Source organism: Kitasatospora sp. NBC_00315 (assembly GCF_041435095.1).
Lineage (GTDB): Bacteria > Actinomycetota > Actinomycetes > Streptomycetales > Streptomycetaceae > Kitasatospora.
The window spans coordinates 590259-607123 of the sequence record NZ_CP108025.1 but is presented as its reverse complement, the minus strand read 5'-3'; the positions used below and the strand labels follow the sequence as shown (position 1 = coordinate 607123).

Genomic DNA, 16865 nt, shown 5'->3' with positions numbered 1-16865 from the left:
GGACGCAGTAGAGCAGGAGCGACAGCACCGCGCCGACGACGATGGCAGGGGCAGGGGCAGGGGCAGGGGCAGGGGCAGGGGTACGGCCCGGCGCAGCCGCCCTGCCAGGCCGCCGGTCAGCTGCCTCCCCGTCAGGGGGTGACGATGGCGAAGGACTTGTCGGCCGTGGTGATGTAGGACAGCAACCGGCGCAGGACGGCCGGGTCGCCCTCGTGCCCGATGCCGTCCATGCCCTTGCCGGCCAGCAGCCCGAGCAGCAGCGGCTTGGTGAGCGTCAGGGTCAGGTCCACCGGCGCCTCGACGGAGGTGACGCGGTGGGTCAGTGCGCCGTTGCGCAGGGTCAGCCGGTGGCGGTCGCCCTCGTCGGTAAGGTCGAGGTCGACGGTCAGGGAGTCGTCCCACGCCTTCGGGCCGTCGATGCGCACGGCGAGGGAGTCCAGCAGCATGTCGACGGTCAGGGCCATGGCCATGCCGCCGCTGGTGTCCAGTTCGATGGTGCCCGGCCCCTCGCGCAGTTCCACCGCTGCCATCAGGTAGAAGTTGCGCCAGGGGCCGTTCTCGCAGCCGTGGCCCAGCCGCTCGTAGACCCCGGCCAGCTCCTCGCGGGCCTGCTGGTACTGCGGGGCGCCGAAGACCACGTGGTTGAGCAGCGTGGCCGCGAACCGCAGGTCGCCGTCGGCGGCGTAGGTCCGGGCCTTGGCCACGGCCGCCTCGGGGCCGCCGGCCAGGTCGACATAGCGCTTGGCCAGCTCCACCGGGGGGTGCTCCCACAGATGGGCGGGGTTGCCGTCGAACCAGCCGAGGTAGCGCTGGTAGATGGCCTTGGTGTTGTGGCTGAGCGAGCCGTAGTAGCCACGCGCGTGCCAGGCCTGCTCCAGCGCGGGCGGCAGCTGCATCTCCTCGGCGAGTTCGGGACCGGTGAGGCCGGAGTTGAGCAGTCGCAGCGTCTGGTCGTGCATGAAGGCGTACAGGTCGCGCTGCTGGGTGAGCATCTCGACCACGTTCTCGCGGCCCCAGGTGGGCCAGTGGTGCGAGGCAAAGGCCACGTCGTAGGAGTCGCCGAAGAAGTCGACGGCCTCGTCCAGGTAGCGCGACCAGATGCGGGAGTCGCGCACCACCGCGCCGCGCAGGGTCAGGATGTTGTGCATGTTGTGGGTGGCGTTCTCCGCCAGGCACAGCGCGCGGCGCTGCGGGAAGGAGAAGTTCATCTCCGCGGGGGCCTCCGTGCCCGGGGTGAGTTGGAAGACGATGCGCACACCGTCCACCGTCTCCTCCTGGCCGGTGCGGGTGACGTCGACGGTCGGCGGGATCAGCGAGACGGTGCCGGTGGAGGTGGTCATCCCCAGCCCGGCGCTGACCTGGCCATGCGGCGACTTGGGCAGCCGGTCGCCGTACATGAACATGGCCCGGCGGGTCATCGCGTTCCCGGCGTAGACGTTCTCGCTGACCGCGTGCTCCAGGAACCCGGCCGGCGCGATCACCGGCACCCCCTGCTCGGTCCCCTCGGGCAGTACGCCGCACGCGCCGCCGAAGTGGTCGCCGTGCGAGTGCGTGTAGACCAGACCGGTGACCGGCCGCTCGCCGCGGTGCTCGCGGTAGAGCGCCAGCGCGGCGGCCGCGCACTCGGTGGAGATCAGCGGGTCGATGACGATCACCCCGCGATCGCCCTCCACCAGCGTCATGTTGGACAGGTCGAGGCCCCGGACCTGGTAGATCCCCTCGGTCACCTCGTACAGCCCCTGCTTGGCGCACAACTGCGCCTGCCGCCACAGGCTCGGGTTCACGGTGTCCGGGCACTCGGCCTTCAGATAGTCGTAGGCGTCGTTGTCCCACACCACCCGCCCGTCCGCGGCCCTGACCACCGCCGGTACCAGCGCCCCCATGAACCCCCGATCCGCGTTCTCGAAGTCGGTGGTGTCCTCGAACGAGGGCAGCTGGCTCATACGTTGCTCCGATCCACATCACTCAGGGATGCACCTCCGAGCAGTCTGTGCCACATGTGCCGAAGGCGCATGGCGAGACGTTTGAGGGCAGGAGCCGCTTCAGCCGCCCTGCAGACCAAGATCGTGTTACAAGCTCCTACGAACGGCTCGCGTCTCCGCCGACGACACGTCGGGGCCCGGACCGGGCGAAGTTCTCGGCGTACGTCGTCTCCCGGTGCCGCGGCGTTCAGAGGCGGACGACGACGAGCGCGGTGTCGTCGGTGGCGCTGTCCGGCGGCAGCAACTCGGCGAGGACGGCGTCGGCCATGTGTTCGGGTTCGGCTCCCCGGTGTCGGTCGAGGGAGGCGGCGAGCCGGGCCAGGCCGACGTCGATGTCCTCCAGGCGGCGTTCGATCAGACCGTCGGTGTAGAGGACGAGGGTGTCGCCGGGGGTGAAGGAGGCGATGGCCTGGGGCCTGGGGACGTGTTCGGGGCGGGCGCCGAGCGGGGGATCGGTGGCCTGGTCGAGGAAGTCGACGGTGCCGTCCAGCCGCAGGAGGGCCGGCGGGGGGTGGCCGGCACTGCTGTAGCTGACGGTGTGGCTGTCCCAGTCGATGAGTGTGCTCACCGCCGTGGTCGACTCGGCGCCCGCGACCGAGCGGGCGTACAGGCCGAGCACCTCCAGCGCCTGGGCGGGGCCCCTGGCGACGCGGGAGGCGGCACTCAGCGCGCTGCGGAGCTGGCCCATCACGCAGGCGGCCGCCAGGCCGTGCCCGACCACATCGCCGACCGCCACGCCGACCTGGTTGCCGGGCAGGTCGACCAGGTCGTACCAGTCGCCGCAGACGTTCAGCGTGGTGGTGGCGGGCCGGTAGCGCACGGCCACGTGGTGGTCCCGGAGCGGCCGGGGCGCCGGGAGCAGCGCCGCCTGCAGGGCGAGGGCCACCTCGCGGTCGCGGGCATGCGCCCTGCGCAGGCGTTCGTTGATCTCCTGCAGTTCCCGGGCGCGGGTGTACAGCTCGGCCTCCAGGCCGGATTCCCTGCTCCCGCCCGGGCCGCTGCGGGCCCGGATGAGTTCGGTGACCTCCTCAACCCGGTGCACGAGGAGGATCACGCTGCCGTCCGGCCCGAGCACGGGGGCGTTGACCGGACTCCAGTACCGCTTCTCCCACTCGCCGGGCCGCTGCATCGACTCGACGTCGTAGCGCTGCATGGCCATCACGTCCCGCTCGCCGCTGTCCAGCACCCGTCGGAAGGAGGCCAGCAGGTTGCGCGTGCCGGTGGCGGCGGGATCGTGGGGATTGTCCGGAAAGACGTCGAGCAGGTGGCGGCCCACCACCTGCTCACGGCTGCGCCCGGCCAGGCGCAGGAACTCCTCGTTGGCGTCCGCGTAGACCAGCTGAGGGGTGAGCAGGGCCACCATGCCGGGCAGGGCCCGGAACACCTCGGCGTAGTCGATCAACGCAATTGTCATGAGCACTGCCCGCCTCGGCGTCGCCATCCCGTTGTTCCACGATAGGAGCCGATCGCCCCGACGGCGCTGATTGGCCGTGTGCGCAGCGTCGGCCGTCGCCTCGCCGTCCCCGTGGCGTCCCCGGGGGAGTGCGTGCCGGGTGCTCCCCCGGGGACGCCCACTCGCCTGCCCTGCCTGCCCTGCCTGCCCTGCCTGCCCTGCCTGCCTGCCCGCCCGGGCGGGGACGGGCGGGCGGGCAGGCGCGCGCGGAGCGGGGGCGGGGACGGCTGCGTCGGGGGAGGCCGCGGGCGGCCGCCGGTCAGACCGGGTGCCGCCGCCGTCGACCGTCGGGTGGGTGCCGCTGCGGTCGGCCGTCGGGCGGGAGCGTGCCGGCGGCGCCGCAGGTCGGCGAGCGCGGCGGCGACGGGGTCGCGTCGCGGCGGAGGGGATCCGGCGGACCGCCTCTCGGATTCGGCTTCGGTTGGACGTGTTCCGTTCAAACGCCCGTTGCCCGATGATGGGGTGACACGACGTCGGCAACCCCCATGCTGCTCTCGGCAGTGCGCCTACGCGCGTAGCTATCCTGCCCTCCGTCCCCACGGCACGAGGAGTTCGAAGGATGCCCGGAACCTCCATGTCCGCCCGCCGGGGCCCGCTCGCGCTGGCCGCGACCGCCCTGATGGTGCTCACCGGTCTCGCCGCCGCTCCGCAGGCCGCGGTGGCCGACTCCGCGCCGGTCGAGGCGCTCTCCGCACAGAACGTCGCCACGGCCGCGGCAGCGACCCCGCACCGGGTGCTGTTCGACAACACCAAGGCCGAGACGGCCGGCAACGCCGACTGGATCATCGGCACCGGCCAGCCCGACCCGCTCACCCAGAACGCCAACCCGACCACCGAGGCGAGCTGGACGGGCGCGCTCTCCGCCTGGGGCGTGGCGCTGCAGAAGACCGGCCAGTACAGCCTGAAGACGCTGCCCTCGGGCTCCACCATCACCTACGGCACCGGTGGCGCGCTCGACCTCGCCAACTTCGACACCTTCGTGCTGCCCGAGCCGAACATCCGGTTGAGCACCGCGGAGAAGACCGCGGTGATGACCTTCGTGCAGAACGGCGGCGGCCTCTTCCTGATCTCGGACCACACCGTCAGCGACCGCAACAACGACGGCTGGGACTCCCCGGCCGTCATTAACGACCTGCTGACCAGCAACGGGGTCGACGACACCGACCCGTTCGGCTTCTCGGTCGACCTGCTGAACATCACCACCGACAACCCGCGGGCGATCACCGACGCGAGCAACCCGGTGCTGCACGGGGCCTTCGGCGCCGTCACCGGCTCGATCCTGCGCAACGGCACCACCTTCACCCTGAAGCCGGCCGACAACCCCGCGGTCAAGGGCCTGGTCTACCGCACCGGCTACAGCGGCAACACCGGCGCCTTCTTCGTCACCAGCACCTTCGGCAGCGGCCGGGTGGCCATCTGGGGCGACAGCTCCACCATCGACGACGGCACCGGCCAGTCCGGCAACACCCTCTACAACGGCTGGGACGACCCGGCCGGCACCGACGCCGCCCTCGCCCTCAACGCCACCGCGTGGCTGGCCACCGGCACCGGCTCCGGGACGGGTGGCAGCGTCGCCCTCACCAACCCCGGCAGCCGCACCGCCACCGTCGGCACCGCGACCAGCCTGCAGCTGTCCGCCACCGACACCGCCGGCGGCACGCTGACCTACGGCGCGAGCGGCCTGCCCGCCGGCCTCTCGGTCAACCCGGCCACCGGTCTGATCAGCGGCACGCCGACCACCGCCGGGACGTACACGGTCTCCGCCACCGCGACCGACTCCACCGGCCCGGCCGCCTCCGCCGGCTTCACCTGGACCGTCGCCGGCGCGGGATCGGGTGGCTGCACCGCCGCCCAGCTGCTCGCCAACCCGGGCTTCGAGGCCGGTTCGAGCGCCTCCTGGACGGAGACCAACTCCGGCGGCAGCAGCACCGTCAACAGCAGCTCCAGTGAGCCGGCGCACTCCGGCGGCTACGACGCCTGGCTGGACGGCTACGGCACGACCAACACCGACACCCTCGCCCAGGCCGTCACGCTGCCGACCGGCTGCGCCGCCTACAACCTCTCCTTCTGGCTGCACGTCGACACCGCGGGTTCGGGCACCACGGTCTTCGACACCCTCAAGGTCCAGGTGCTCAACAGCTCCGGCACCGTGCTCTCCACTCTGGCGACGTACTCCAACACCAACGCGGCCGCCGGCTACCAGCAGCGCAGCTTCAGCCTGGCCGCCTACGCCGGGCAGACGGTGACGCTGAAGTTCACCGGGGCCGAGGACTACACGAAGCAGACCTCCTTCGTCCTGGACGACGTGGCCGTCAACGTCTCCTGACACCGGTCGGGGGCCGCTCCCGACGCCGGCCGGAGGGCATCGCCCGACGCCGACCGGACGAAGGGCCGTCGTCGTCCCGACGCCCCGCACCCGTCCCGACGCCCCGCACCCGTTGCGACGGCCCCGGGACGCCCCCTCGCCCAGGCCCCGGACGCGCTGAACGCGAGCGCGTCCGGGGCCGCCTCCCCCCGGGGCTCTATCGTGGGCCCGACGGACGACCCACGGACGCCCGACGGGCCGCTGACCGGAGCAGGTGACCGGGGCGGTCGGGAGGTGCCCGTGGTGCGGGTGGACCGCGAGGTCTGCCCGGATGGCTGTGCCGGCGGAGGAGAACCCGGATGGACGCCGAACTTCAGAAGATCGTCGATGCGGTGCGCGCAGTCGAGAAACAGCTGCGCGAGACCGCCGTCGGCCCCGCCCTGACCGCGCGCGGTCTCGTCCCCGCCGTGCGCGAGGAGCAGATCCTGGGAGCGGTCGCCTCCGTGCTGGAGACCCTCCAGGGCCTCACCGGTATCTTTCCGGACCGGATGACCACTCCCACCGGCCGGACCACCTTCCACCGGGTCAGCAAGGACCTGAGTGGTCTGGCCCTTCAGCTTCGCGCGGCCGAGGGCCGGGCCGCCGCCGACCACGCGTGATCCGCCGAGAAGGCGCTCACCCGGGCGGTCGTCCCCGCCGGGGACGGTCCCGGCGTCCCCGGGCGTCCGGAGGAATCGTCCCCGCGGACCTGTCGCATCCTCGGGGCGCGATCCGTCGGCACGGCGCCGCCGTCGACCGGCCCGCTGTGCTCCGGGGCGTCGGCCGCCGCTCGGCGCCGCCGGCGGGCCCTACCAGGCCGCGCGCGGTGACAGGAGTTGTCGGGACGCCGGCGGCGGGAGCTCTCCCGGGGCCGCACACCGCTGCCGTGCCGGGCGCCGGACGCCCCGGCGGCGGGCCGCCGCAGCCCGCGAACACCGGTTGAGCCCGGGACGGCCCCCGGAGCTGTCACACTGACGATCATGAGTGCTGATCTCCTTCCGCCGTACCGTCCGTTCTCCGAGTCGCCCGTCGACGTTCCCGTCCAGCAGCCGGGGCGGCGACTGCCGGTCGCCGAGCGGGCGCCGTTCCAGGAGCCGCCTGCCGTCGAGGCGCAGCAGCCCGACCCGGTGGACGTGCTCCGCAGGCCGGCCCCCGGCGGTATGACCTTCTCCTCACCCGAGCGGCAGGGCTGAACCCGGGTCGGTGGGGCGGGACCGCCCGCGGGTGGGGCCGGGCCGGGGCCGCGGAGCGGTCACGCGCCCGGAGCCGTTCCGCCGGAGCCGTTCCGCCGGAGCCGTTCGCCCGGAGCCGTTCGCCCGGAGCCGTTCCGCCGGAGCCGTTCCGCCGGAGCCGTTCCGCGCGTGGAGGGGGACGCGCCGGAGCCCTGCGTCCCGACGAAGCGGCGCCCCCTGTTCATGGCCGGAGTAGGGAACACGCGGGCCGTACGGCCCCGGCTGCGGGGGATCGGGTGATAGACCATTCGTTGTGGCTGCCCGGAGCGCGGGCCCGGCGCCGGGCTGCCATCGACGTGTAGGCGGGCTCCGACGATGGGACGCGATGACATGCCTCTTGACGGCGAGTACGAGCCGAGTCCGACGAAGTGGGTACGTGACCAGGTGGAGCTGTACGAGGGCTCCGGTGGTACCGACGGGACGACGATGCGGGGCCTGCCCGTGGTCCTCCTCACCACCCGTGGCGCGAAGAGCGGGAAGCTCCGCAAGAGCCCGCTGATGCGGGTGGAGCACGACGGCGTCTACGCCGTGGTCGCCTCGCAGGGCGGAGCGCCCAAGCATCCGGTCTGGTACCACAACCTCGTGGCGGACCCCCGGGTCGAGCTCCGGGACGGTACGTCACGTCAGGACATGACGGCGCGTGAGGCCACCGGCGACGAGAAGGCGCTGTGGTGGGAGCGCGCGGTCCGGGCGTTCCCCGACTACGCCGGCTACCAGGAGAAGACGGACCGGGTGATCCCGGTCTTCGTCCTGGAGGCGGCGCCGGACGGCCACTGACGCCGCCCCGCCCCGCCTGCGGACCTGCCCCGCCCGCCGCCCTGCCGCCCTGCGCCGCGCCTGCGGACCTGCCGGGCCGTGACAGGCGCGGCGGGACCGAGGCCGGGCGGGCACCCGGCGAAACCGCGCCCCGCCGGGACGAGCTCCGACCTCGTCCCGGCGGGGCGTCGGGCCGTGCGGCGGACCTCGGCCGGGTGGACGGCGCCGCGCGGGACGTCCGACCGGTCGCCGCGGGGGTCGGATCTCGGCCAATTCCGGCCCGCGCGGCCTGCCGCCGTCGGGGCGGGGCAGACGGGGGACGGTCGCCCCGCCCACTGCGGGGCGGGCAGCCGGCCACCGAGGGAGAGCACTGTGAGCAACCCCGTACCCGCGTCCCTGTCGATCGCCGAACTGACCGCGGAGGCCGCCGAACTGATGCGCAGCGCCGCCTTGGCCCCGGCCCGGGGCAGCAATCCCGGGTTGGTGCACCCGGCGGACGCCGCCGAGACCACGGCCGCGCTGGCCGGGCTCACCGCCCGGCTGCCCGAACTCCTCGACCTGGTGGCCTCGTTCCTCAGCAGCGAGCAGGCCGCCGGTCGGATCGGGCCGGGCCCGGGTGAGGACCCCGGCGCCGGGACGGGCTACGACGCCCTCCGTGCGGCCCGTGACGCGCGCGAGCAGCTCTACGAGGCGGGCCGCACCGCCGCACTGCTGGCCGAGTCCGTGGCGGCGGCGGCCGCCGTGCTGGCCCCGCTGGGCTCCGGCCGGGCGGTCGGCACACAGCCGGAGCCGCACGTGTGAGCTGAGCAGACCGGCGTGCTGCGGCGCGCACCGGGGCGCGCCCGGCCGGTCCGGACCCGTCCCGGCCGGGCGCACCGTGCTCGGCCTCGGCCGGCTGCTCTGGGCCGGCTGCTCGGGGCACCTCGCCTCCCGCATCGAGCGGTCGTCCGTCGCGCCGGCCCACCGCGGCCGCCGCGTCAGGGCAGACGCAGGTCGGCGGCGATCAGGAACAGGACGAAGGCCACCATCGCGGCCACCGTGCGGATCGTGTCCAGCCGCTCCCAGCGGCGGACGGTCGCCCGCCAGCCGGCGGGCGGAGCGTCGGCCCGCCACTCGTCGAGGATGGTCGCGTTGATCGGTACCGTGCCGGCGAAGGTCGTGACGGTCCAGACGAGGACGGCCGCCATGGCCGCGCACCGGACCGCGAGGCCGGTGCCGCCGCCGTACCGGATCGTGACGGCCAGGCCGGTCAGCAGGGTCGGCAGGTAGAGCGCCGGAACCACGCGCCGCAGCCTGCGGATCAGGGCCTGGCGGAGCAGGATCGACGGCTCCGGATCGAGAGCGCCGATCGAGGAGCGCACGCCGAAGCGGACCACGAATTCCGCTCCGGCCAGCAGTCCTGCCGACAACAGGTTGAGGACCTCAAGTATGTGCACGGGATGCCTTTCGGGGCCGGGGCCGGGGTCGGGGTCGGTCGGTCGCTCCTTCGCCCGGTGCCGGTGGGGTGGCCCCGGCGGTGGTCGGCGGCCGGTGGTCGCGGCGCGGAGCAGGATGCTAAAAATGCTCTGACGGAAACTTTACTGTAGCAGTAAATATTCGGGGGCAGGACTATCATCGGGGGATGAGTCGAACGGTGGACTGGTCCGCGCTGCGCGCCTCCGGAGGCGAGGCCCCCGAGGCCGAAGGGCTGCGCGAGCGCAAGAAGCGCGCCACGCGGCAGCAACTGACCGACACCGCGACGGAGATGTTCCTGGATCGCGGCTTCGACGCCGTCACCGTCGCCGAGATCGCCGCGACCTGCGGGGTCTCCGAGAAGACGGTGTTCAACTACTTCCCCACCAAGGAGTCACTGCTCCTGGATCTCCCGGAGTCGGTGACGGCCGCGCTGCGGAGCGGCCTGGCCGCGCCGGGCGCCACGCCGGTGGAGGCCGTGCTGGGGATCCTGGCCGGCGAACTGGAGGCGGTCGTGGCCTGGCTCCGGGCACAGGAGGACCAGATCCGGGCCGCCGCCATGTTCCGGCGGTTCGGCGCGCTGCTCCGGTCCACGCCGTCGCTGCGCGCCCACCAGCGCGAGATGACGGAGCGGCTGATCGCGGTGGCCGCCGAAGTTCTGTCCCGGCGTGCGGAGTTGGGTCCGGCGGACCCCGAACCGCAGATCGCCGCCACGGCCCTGCTCGGGCTCTGGCCGATCCAGTTCCGTGCCCTGGGGACCTACCTGGACGGCTCGCGCACGCCCGGGCAGCTCCAGGAGGCGGTGACCGCCGACGTCCGCCGCGCGGCCCGCCTGCTGGACTCCGGGCTCGCCGGCTTCCCCCCGTCCGGCGGGGCCGCCGATCGGCGGTGAGCGTCCGCCGGGGCGGCCCTGCCACGCGACTCCGCTCCGCCCGGGGATTCGACGCGGGACCGGCTCGTCCCGGTGGTACGTCCGACGCGGGACCGGCTCGTCCCGGTGGTACGTCCGACGCGGGACCGGCTCGCCCCGGTGGGACGTCCGACGCCGGAGGGATCCGGACGGCGCCGTGGACGGCGTCACCGGCGGAACACTAGGCTGCCCGGGTGACGTTGAGGTGTACCCACTGCGAGTCCGAGAGTTTGGAGCCGGGGTTCATCGAGGACGCGGGTGAAGGGGCCCGCGGTTACGCGCGATGGATAGCCGGCGCCCTGGAGTTGGGCCTGTTCGGCGGGGCCAGGCGCCTGGGCAGGCAGCGCTGGAGGATCGAGGCGTACCGCTGCACCGCGTGCGGGCATCTGGAGTTGTTCGCACTGCAGCCGGTGTAGCGCCCGCGACGAGCGGGCCCCCGGGTCGGCGGTCGGCCCGGGGGCGGGTGGACGGGGTGGTGGGGGGTCAGCTCCCGGTGGCCGGCTGGTGCTGCCACTCGGGGGCGCAGTCGATCGGCAGGACCAGGCGCTGGTCCGCCTCCTGGTTCTGCGCGCGGTCGACCGAGCGGTAGAGCAGCTCGTGGCGGCCCTGACCGCGGACCGTGATCGGGCCGGTGTACGTCGTCCAGCCGGTGCCGTCGAGGTTGTACTCGGTGAGCGCCACGCCGGAGATGTCGTCCGTCGCGCTGAGGGTGACGACGACCTCGTCCTGGTCGTCGCCGCCGTCCCTGTGGAGGTGCGGGCGGGTGCCGGCCGTGGTCACCGGGGGAGTGGTGTCCACCGGGAGGTCCATGGCCTCGTCCTCCGGGCCGGCCTCGTTGTCCAGGGTCGGCGCCGAGACACCGGAGTTCGCGCCCTGGTGGCCGACCGAGCCGCCGCGCAGCTGGAGCTCGCTCCAGTCGTCGTGCCCGGCCAGCGAAGTCTTCTGGGTGTCGCCGTTGACGTCGACGCTGACCGAGGTCGTGGCGATCTTGCCGTTGCAGTCCCAGTCGACCGCGCCCTTGCTCGACGGGACCGTCACGAACTTGCCGACCGTCCCGTCGACACCGGGGCAGTAGTGGCTGACGTCGTAGAGCGGTGTGGTCGGCGGGTACGCGTTTTCGAACAGGGTGGTCTCGTTCAGCGAGAGGTTCTGGCGGGAGTAGTCGACCAGTCCGGTGGTGGTCCCGGTGGCCAGGCCGAACTGGTAGCTGTAGTTCATCACGCTGAAGTACTGCGGCTCGTGGTTGGGCAGGTCGGAGTTGCCGCTGTGGCGCAGGCCGAGGTTGTGGCCCAACTCGTGCATCAGCGTGCCGGCCTGCTCGCTCACCGTGCCGACCTGGTTGGTGAAGCTGCCCATGCTGACGATGAAGTCGCTGCCGGGAGTGCCGGCCGAGATCCCGCTGGAGCCGGATCCCGCCTCCAGGTTGTGAGCCGAGATCGCGTAGTGGAAGATCGGCGTCCGCGCGGTGCTGCGGAAGCCCCCGGTGGCGTTCTTCAGCGTGGTGAAGGCGTTCCACTGGTACAGGCCGTCGACCTTGGTGCCCAGGTTGGTCGTCTCGGTGAGCGCCTTCGCCCGGCTCAGGGTGCCCCAGGTGGTGTTCGTCGAGAAGTCCATGATGCTGTCGGGCCCGGCGTCGATGTGCAGGTTGATGCCGGTACCCGTCTGGCGCTTGCTGTAGGGCGAGTTCTTGAACGCGTCCACGACCTGCTTGATCGCCGCGGGCGCGATGGCGTGGCTGTGGGCGGTGTTGGCCATCCAGTCCAGTTGGATGAAGACGTCGGGCCGGTTGACGTCGGCGCCCATCTTCTTCAGGTCGATGAACTTCGCGGGGCTCCCGTCACCCGGGTCCAGGGTGACGCCGTCGGTCTTCCACGCGTCGGGGATGCCGTCACAGGTCGTGGAGTTGCAGTCGAAGGCGAACCGGACCGTGGAGTTGGGCTCCGCACCGCCGATGTGGCTGATCACATAGCCGGTGGGGGCCGACGCCGTGTAGACGTTGGGGCCGGTGAACGGGACGTCCCAGCCCAGTTGGAGGGTCGAGTTGCCCTCGCCCTGGACGAAGAGGCTGACCGTCGCCTTGGCGCCGTAGGCGGAGCCGCAGGGTGCCACGGTCCAGCTCGCGGTGGCGCCCGCCGGGATGACGGACGGCACGAAGGGGATCACGCAGCCCTCGGGCTGGTTCGCACCGGCGGCCGTCACGTCGCGGTCGCTGTTGTTGACGAACTGGACGATCACGGATCCGCCCGCCCGGCGTGCCGCCGCCGCGGGTGTGATGACCGCGATGAACGTCAGCAGGGCCAGCGCCACCACGAGGAGCGCCGCGAACCGGCCGCGCCGTGGCACCTCGGAGATTCCCGGCCCGCCTGCGGCGCCGAGCGAACGGTGTACATTCATGCCGTCACGCTATGTGCATGATTGACGGCATTCCGTCAGGACGTGGCGTGCTGTCACTCCGACGGCTCCCCGGAGACCGGGACGGCCGGACGGTCTCCGGGCCGGCCGGGCCGCGCTCCGTACCGCTACCGGGGTGACCAGCCGACCTCGCGACTCAGCTCCAGGGCGAGGACCTGGTCCAGTCGGACGAAGGTCTCGAACAGGGCGCCGGTCGGGAGTTCGGCGCGGGTGCTCAGCCCGTCCAGCAGCCGCAGGGCCGGAGCCGGGTCCAGGTCGTCCGCGAAGCCGTCGAAAGCGCGCTGGACGGTGTCGGCGAACAGCGGTTCGGACGTGGTCCGGGCCGATTCGGCGACCACCCGGCGCCACCGGTGCAGGGTGGCCTGGGCCTCGCCGAGTGCTCCGACGGTGAGTTCGACGGGCGCGTGGTGGGGCGCGGCGAACAGGGCGAGTCGAGCGGCGAGGGGTTCGGGCCCGGCCGGGGAGAGGGCGGCCAGGGGGCTCGGCAGTCCGTCCTCGGCCGGCAGGAAGGGCGCCGTCACCTGTCCGACCTCGATGCGGGGCGGCTGCCCGGCCGCGTCCGAGGAGGGCGCCGGCTCGGCCACCCGCGCTCCGTGGGCCCGCACCTCCAGGTCGGCGGGGCCGTCGCCGTCGTCGGCCGGCGGGTGGATGCCCAGGAGGCCCGCGTCCCGCTGGAGCAGCTTGACCTCGTGCGGCGCGGCGGCCGGGTGGCCGAGGGAGGTGGTGACCTGGAGGTGGCGGATTTCGACCGTGCGAAGCAGCAGGTCGGTGACCAGGAGGGCCCGCAGGTCGGAGAGGTCGAACGGGTGGCCGGGCCGGCCGACCACGGTGCGGACCCGCAGCAGTCCGGCCCGGCGGGGGCGGAGCTCGGTGCTGCGGCCGGTGCGGGCGTCGGTGATGCGCAAGGCTTCCTCCGAGGCCGGCCGGGGAGAGGGACGGTGGCCTGCGGAGCGACGGCCGGCCGGTCCATTCTCCGCCCGGCCGGGGCGGCCGGTCCGGTAGGCGGGTGACGCCGGGCGCGTTTACCGGCGCACGACCTCCGGCGCAGGCCCCCGGCACACGGCCTCCGATGGAGGGCCTCCGTGCGCACGGCCTCCGGCACAGGGCCCCCGGCACACGGCCGATTCCGCAGCGGTCGTGGACCGTGGTGGCGTCGGCGGGTCCTCGCTCCGACGGGCGTGAGGTTTCGCCGTTGCCGAGGGCACGTCGCTCGGGAGTGGGCGTGCGCCCCTTCGACCCTTCGATTCCCGGCAGGGAATGGTGCGCAGCGCGGCTGTTCGCGATGATGAGGATCATGGAGTTCCCCAGCACGCTTCGGCACTGGCGAGGGCACAGCCGGATGAGCCAGCTGGAGCTGGCGACCCGGGCCGGCACCACGCAGCGGTATCTGAGTTTCCTGGAGTCGGGACGTTCCGCGCCCGGAAGGGGCATGGTCGTGCGGCTCGCCGAGTCCATGGGGCTGCCGCTGCGGGACCGCAACCTGCTGCTGGCGGCGGCTGGATACGTACCCGTCTACCCGGAGAGCGGACTGGACGCAGCGTCACTGGCCCCGGTCCGGGAGGCGATCGAGCACATCCTCGAAGGGCATCTGCCCTATCCGGCCCTGGTGGTGGACCGCCGCGGGGACCTGATCGCCGCCAACGAGGCGATGGACGTGGTCACCGAGGGAGCTGCGCCCGAGCTGGTCGGCCCGGGAACCAACATCTACCGACTGGCACTGCATCCGGACGGTATCGCCGGACGCATCCGCAACTTCGACCAGTGGGCCCGGCACGTCCTGGCGCGGGTCGGCCCCGAACTGCGCGCCGAGCTCGCGCCGTACGTCACCGGCGAGGCGGGCACCGACCACCTGGGCTTCGCCGTCCCCCTCCGCCTGGACAGCAGCCTCGGCGAGCTGCACCTGATGACGACGGTGACGACCTTCGCCACGGCCGTCGACGTCACCCTCTCCGAGCTGAAGCTGGAGGCGTTCCTGCCCGCCGACCGGCGGACCTCCGACGCGCTCACGGCCCGGGGGGCGCGTGGTCGACGCTGAGCCACCGCATCGCGGCTCACGGCGCGCCCGGTGCGCCCGCCAGGACGCGCCGACCGGAGAGCGGGCGGATTCCCGGACGGGGCGGTGGACGGGCCGGCCCGTCAGATGTCCGCCGATGCGGGCTCGGACACCGGTTCGGGGTCGCGTCCGGTCGCCTGGTCGGCCGGACGGGGAGCGGCCCTGAGAGCGCCGGCGGTGTTGGCGGTGACGATGGCGGCGATGGCGAGCCAGTCGGTGGTCGGCAGATGCTGGCCGAGGACGATCAGGCCCACCAGTGCGGCCGCCACGGGGTGGACACTCATGAACACGCCGAAGAACTGCGTGGGCACCCTGCGCAGCGCGAGCATGTCGACCAGGAACGGCACCGCCGACGACAGCAGTCCGGCCGCCGCCGCGTACGCCACTGCCCGCAGGGACGGCGGGTGGTGCAGGAACACCACGATCCCGACCGGCACGTAGAGCAGCCCGGACAGCCCGGCGGCCGCGCCCGACCCCTGGGCCCCGGGCAGCCGGGCACCGATCAGGCGGTTGAGCAGGATGTACGCCGCCCAGCAGGCCGCGGCCGTCAGTCCCAGGCCGAGGCCGAGGTAGTCCGTGGTGGGGGTCGGACGCAGCAGGGCCAGGACGGCGGCGCCGGCGACCAGCGCGCTCGCCAGGTCGGCCGGGCGACGGGAGGCGGCCAGCGCGACCGCCAGCGGTCCGAGGAACTCCAGCGTGACGGCGAGGCCGAGGCCCACCCGGTCGATCGCCGTGTAGAGGGAGAGGTTCATGGTGGCGAAGACCAGTGCCAGCGCGAGCACCGGCCACCACTGCTGCCAGCTGAACGTGCGGAGCCTCGGACGTCCGATCGCCACCAGGACGACGGCGGCCACCCACTGGCGCACCGCCACCACCCCCGTCGGGCCGATCCACGGGAACGCCAGCGCGCCGGTGGCCGCGCCCAGTTGGTTGGACAGGGCGCTGCCGAGCATCATCGCCGTGCCCGTCAGCCGCCCGGAGCCGGCCGTCCGGTCGTCCGGGGCCGGGCGTCCGGGGTCGGCCTGCCGGGCGGAGGTGGAGGTCGTCATGCGACGGAGCATGCCCTGTCGCCGTGCATACGTACAATGCATGACCGGGCCGATGGATACGCTGGGCGTATGGATCTGGAACTACGGCATCTGCGGTGCCTGGTCGCCATCGTCGACACGGGCAGCTTCACCGACGCGGCCCTGGAACTGGGTGTCTCACAGGCCGCCGTGTCCCGCACACTGGCCGCGCTGGAGGCGGTGCTGGGCGCTCGGGTGCTGCACCGCACCAGCCGCAGCATCGCCCCGACGACGGTCGGCACGCAGGTCCTGGCCCGCGCGCGCCACCTGCTGGCCGAGGTCGACGACCTGGTCCGGGAGGCGGCCACCGGGCACACCCGGCTCAGGATGGGCCACGCCTGGTCCGCGCTGGGCAGTCACACCGCGGCCTTCCAGCGTCGTTGGGCACGTGAACACCCTGATGTCGAACTCCAGTTGATCCGTACCAACACCTCGACCGGGGGCCTGGCCGAGGGCGTCTGCGACCTGGCCGTCGTCCGCGGTGCCTTCGACGTCCGCCGCTTCGCCGGGACGGTCGTCGGTCTGGAACGGCGTACGGTCGCCGTCGCCGCGGACGACCCCTGGGCCAGGCGCCGCAGCATCGGGCTGGACGAGATCCGCGGGCGCGCGGTGGTCATCGACCGCCGGACCGGGACGACCACGCCCGAACTCTGGCCCGGTGGCGCCCGCCCCGCGGTGGAGTACACGAGGGACATCGACGACTGGCTCGCCGCGATCGCGTCCGGACGCACCGTCGGCATCACCCCGGAGAGCACCGCGACGCAGTACCGGCGTGAGGGCATCACCTTCCGGGCGCTGCGAGGCGCGGCGCCCGTCCCGGTGCAGGTCATCTGGCCGCGGCAGGACCCCCACCCGGCCACCGCGGCCGCCGTCGCGCTCGCGGCGGAGCTGTACGCGACGGCGGGCCGCCCGGCCGCGGGCTGACGCCGCCGTGCACCGAGGGCTCGCGCGCCCGTCGTCCGCCCCCCGCCGCCGTGCACCGAGGCTCGCGCGCCCGCGTCGTCCGCCCCCCGCCGCCGTGCACCGAGGCTCGCGCGCCCGCGTCGTCCGCCCCCCGCCGCCGTGCACCGAGGGCTCGCGCGCCCGCGTCGTCCGCCCTCGCGCCCGCGTCGTCCGGGCGCGACGAACCCGGCGGACGCGGCGTGTGCGCGCTGCGGTCCGCCGGGTTCGCGGTGTCACCGGTCGCGGTGATCGTCCGGTGCGG

At 73.5% G+C, this 16865-nt stretch carries 15 protein-coding genes; 9 read left to right on the top strand and 6 right to left on the bottom strand.

Annotated features, from left to right (window positions below):
- Positions 1-131 precede the first annotated feature (131 nt).
- Positions 132-1943: an alkyl/aryl-sulfatase gene (locus tag OG823_RS02585; RefSeq protein ID WP_371477080.1), complete on the bottom strand. Its 1812-nt coding sequence runs from the start codon at positions 1941-1943 to the stop codon at positions 132-134.
- A 226-nt stretch (positions 1944-2169) separates the two neighbouring features.
- Positions 2170-3396 carry a SpoIIE family protein phosphatase gene (locus OG823_RS02580; protein WP_371477079.1) on the bottom strand — a complete coding sequence of 409 codons (1227 nt, stop codon included), beginning with the start codon at positions 3394-3396 and terminating at the stop codon, positions 2170-2172.
- A gap of 598 nt (positions 3397-3994) precedes the next feature.
- Here OG823_RS02580 and OG823_RS02575 point away from each other — a divergent pair.
- The 5 genes from OG823_RS02575 to OG823_RS02555 all read left to right on the top strand — a co-directional run bounded on the left by OG823_RS02575 (position 3995) and on the right by OG823_RS02555 (position 8568).
- Positions 3995-5761 carry a putative Ig domain-containing protein gene (locus OG823_RS02575; RefSeq protein ID WP_371477078.1) on the top strand — a complete coding sequence of 589 codons (1767 nt, stop codon included), beginning with the start codon at positions 3995-3997 and terminating at the stop codon, positions 5759-5761.
- A 338-nt stretch (positions 5762-6099) separates the two neighbouring features.
- Entirely contained in the window at positions 6100-6399 is a 300-nt protein-coding gene (locus tag OG823_RS02570) for a hypothetical protein (RefSeq protein ID WP_371477076.1), read from the top strand.
- A 360-nt stretch (positions 6400-6759) separates the two neighbouring features.
- Entirely contained in the window at positions 6760-6972 is a 213-nt protein-coding gene (locus OG823_RS02565; RefSeq protein ID WP_371477075.1) for a hypothetical protein, read from the top strand.
- Between the two features lie 369 nt (positions 6973-7341).
- Positions 7342-7788 carry a nitroreductase family deazaflavin-dependent oxidoreductase gene (locus OG823_RS02560; protein WP_371477073.1) on the top strand — a complete coding sequence of 149 codons (447 nt, stop codon included), beginning with the start codon at positions 7342-7344 and terminating at the stop codon, positions 7786-7788.
- 351 nt (positions 7789-8139) lie between these two features.
- A complete protein-coding gene (locus tag OG823_RS02555) occupies positions 8140-8568 on the top strand; it encodes a hypothetical protein (protein ID WP_371477071.1) in 429 nt (142 codons plus the stop codon).
- A gap of 176 nt (positions 8569-8744) precedes the next feature.
- Here the strand turns inward: OG823_RS02555 and OG823_RS02550 are convergent, their stop codons facing one another.
- Positions 8745-9203: an anthrone oxygenase family protein gene (locus OG823_RS02550; protein ID WP_371477069.1), complete on the bottom strand. Its 459-nt coding sequence runs from the start codon at positions 9201-9203 to the stop codon at positions 8745-8747.
- Positions 9204-9388: 185 nt separating this feature from the next.
- On the opposite strand from OG823_RS02550, the gene OG823_RS02545 reads away from it, so the two are divergent.
- On the top strand, positions 9389-10111 hold the full coding sequence (locus tag OG823_RS02545) for a TetR/AcrR family transcriptional regulator (RefSeq protein WP_371477067.1): 723 nt from the start codon (positions 9389-9391) through the stop codon (positions 10109-10111).
- Between the two features lie 212 nt (positions 10112-10323).
- Positions 10324-10545 carry a hypothetical protein gene (locus OG823_RS02540; RefSeq protein ID WP_371477066.1) on the top strand — a complete coding sequence of 74 codons (222 nt, stop codon included), beginning with the start codon at positions 10324-10326 and terminating at the stop codon, positions 10543-10545.
- A gap of 67 nt (positions 10546-10612) precedes the next feature.
- Here OG823_RS02540 and OG823_RS02535 read toward each other — a convergent pair whose 3' ends face one another.
- Positions 10613-12523, bottom strand: coding sequence for an OmpL47-type beta-barrel domain-containing protein (locus OG823_RS02535; RefSeq protein WP_371477064.1), 1911 nt, complete (start codon positions 12521-12523; stop codon positions 10613-10615).
- Positions 12524-12648: 125 nt separating this feature from the next.
- On the bottom strand, positions 12649-13446 hold the full coding sequence (locus OG823_RS02530; RefSeq protein ID WP_371477062.1) for a hypothetical protein: 798 nt from the start codon (positions 13444-13446) through the stop codon (positions 12649-12651).
- 389 nt (positions 13447-13835) lie between these two features.
- On the opposite strand from OG823_RS02530, the gene OG823_RS02525 reads away from it, so the two are divergent.
- The gene (locus OG823_RS02525; protein ID WP_371477061.1) at positions 13836-14576 is read left to right on the top strand and encodes a helix-turn-helix domain-containing protein; all 741 of its coding nucleotides are present in this window, start codon (positions 13836-13838) and stop codon (positions 14574-14576) included.
- Between the two features lie 101 nt (positions 14577-14677).
- Here the strand turns inward: OG823_RS02525 and OG823_RS02520 are convergent, their stop codons facing one another.
- A complete protein-coding gene (locus OG823_RS02520; RefSeq protein WP_371477059.1) occupies positions 14678-15655 on the bottom strand; it encodes a DMT family transporter in 978 nt (325 codons plus the stop codon).
- A gap of 57 nt (positions 15656-15712) precedes the next feature.
- On the opposite strand from OG823_RS02520, the gene OG823_RS02515 reads away from it, so the two are divergent.
- Positions 15713-16585: a LysR family transcriptional regulator gene (locus tag OG823_RS02515; protein ID WP_371477057.1), complete on the top strand. Its 873-nt coding sequence runs from the start codon at positions 15713-15715 to the stop codon at positions 16583-16585.
- The last annotated feature ends 280 nt before the right edge of the window (positions 16586-16865 follow it).

Bases quoted from the DNA above. Each gene is read 5' to 3' on its own strand.
- OG823_RS02585 (WP_371477080.1), bottom strand. From the start codon at position 1,943: ATGAGCCAGCTGCCCTCGTTCGAGGACACCACCGACTTCGAGAACGCG.
- OG823_RS02580 (WP_371477079.1), bottom strand. From the start codon at position 3,396: ATGACAATTGCGTTGATCGACTACGCCGAGGTGTTCCGGGCCCTGCCC.
- OG823_RS02575 (WP_371477078.1), top strand. From the start codon at position 3,995: ATGCCCGGAACCTCCATGTCCGCCCGCCGGGGCCCGCTCGCGCTGGCC.
- OG823_RS02570 (WP_371477076.1), top strand. From the start codon at position 6,100: ATGGACGCCGAACTTCAGAAGATCGTCGATGCGGTGCGCGCAGTCGAG.
- OG823_RS02565 (WP_371477075.1), top strand. From the start codon at position 6,760: ATGAGTGCTGATCTCCTTCCGCCGTACCGTCCGTTCTCCGAGTCGCCC.
- OG823_RS02560 (WP_371477073.1), top strand. From the start codon at position 7,342: ATGCCTCTTGACGGCGAGTACGAGCCGAGTCCGACGAAGTGGGTACGT.
- OG823_RS02545 (WP_371477067.1), top strand. From the start codon at position 9,389: ATGAGTCGAACGGTGGACTGGTCCGCGCTGCGCGCCTCCGGAGGCGAG.
- OG823_RS02535 (WP_371477064.1), bottom strand. From the start codon at position 12,523: ATGAATGTACACCGTTCGCTCGGCGCCGCAGGCGGGCCGGGAATCTCC.
- OG823_RS02525 (WP_371477061.1), top strand. From the start codon at position 13,836: ATGGAGTTCCCCAGCACGCTTCGGCACTGGCGAGGGCACAGCCGGATG.
- OG823_RS02520 (WP_371477059.1), bottom strand. From the start codon at position 15,655: ATGCTCCGTCGCATGACGACCTCCACCTCCGCCCGGCAGGCCGACCCC.
- OG823_RS02515 (WP_371477057.1), top strand. From the start codon at position 15,713: ATGGATCTGGAACTACGGCATCTGCGGTGCCTGGTCGCCATCGTCGAC.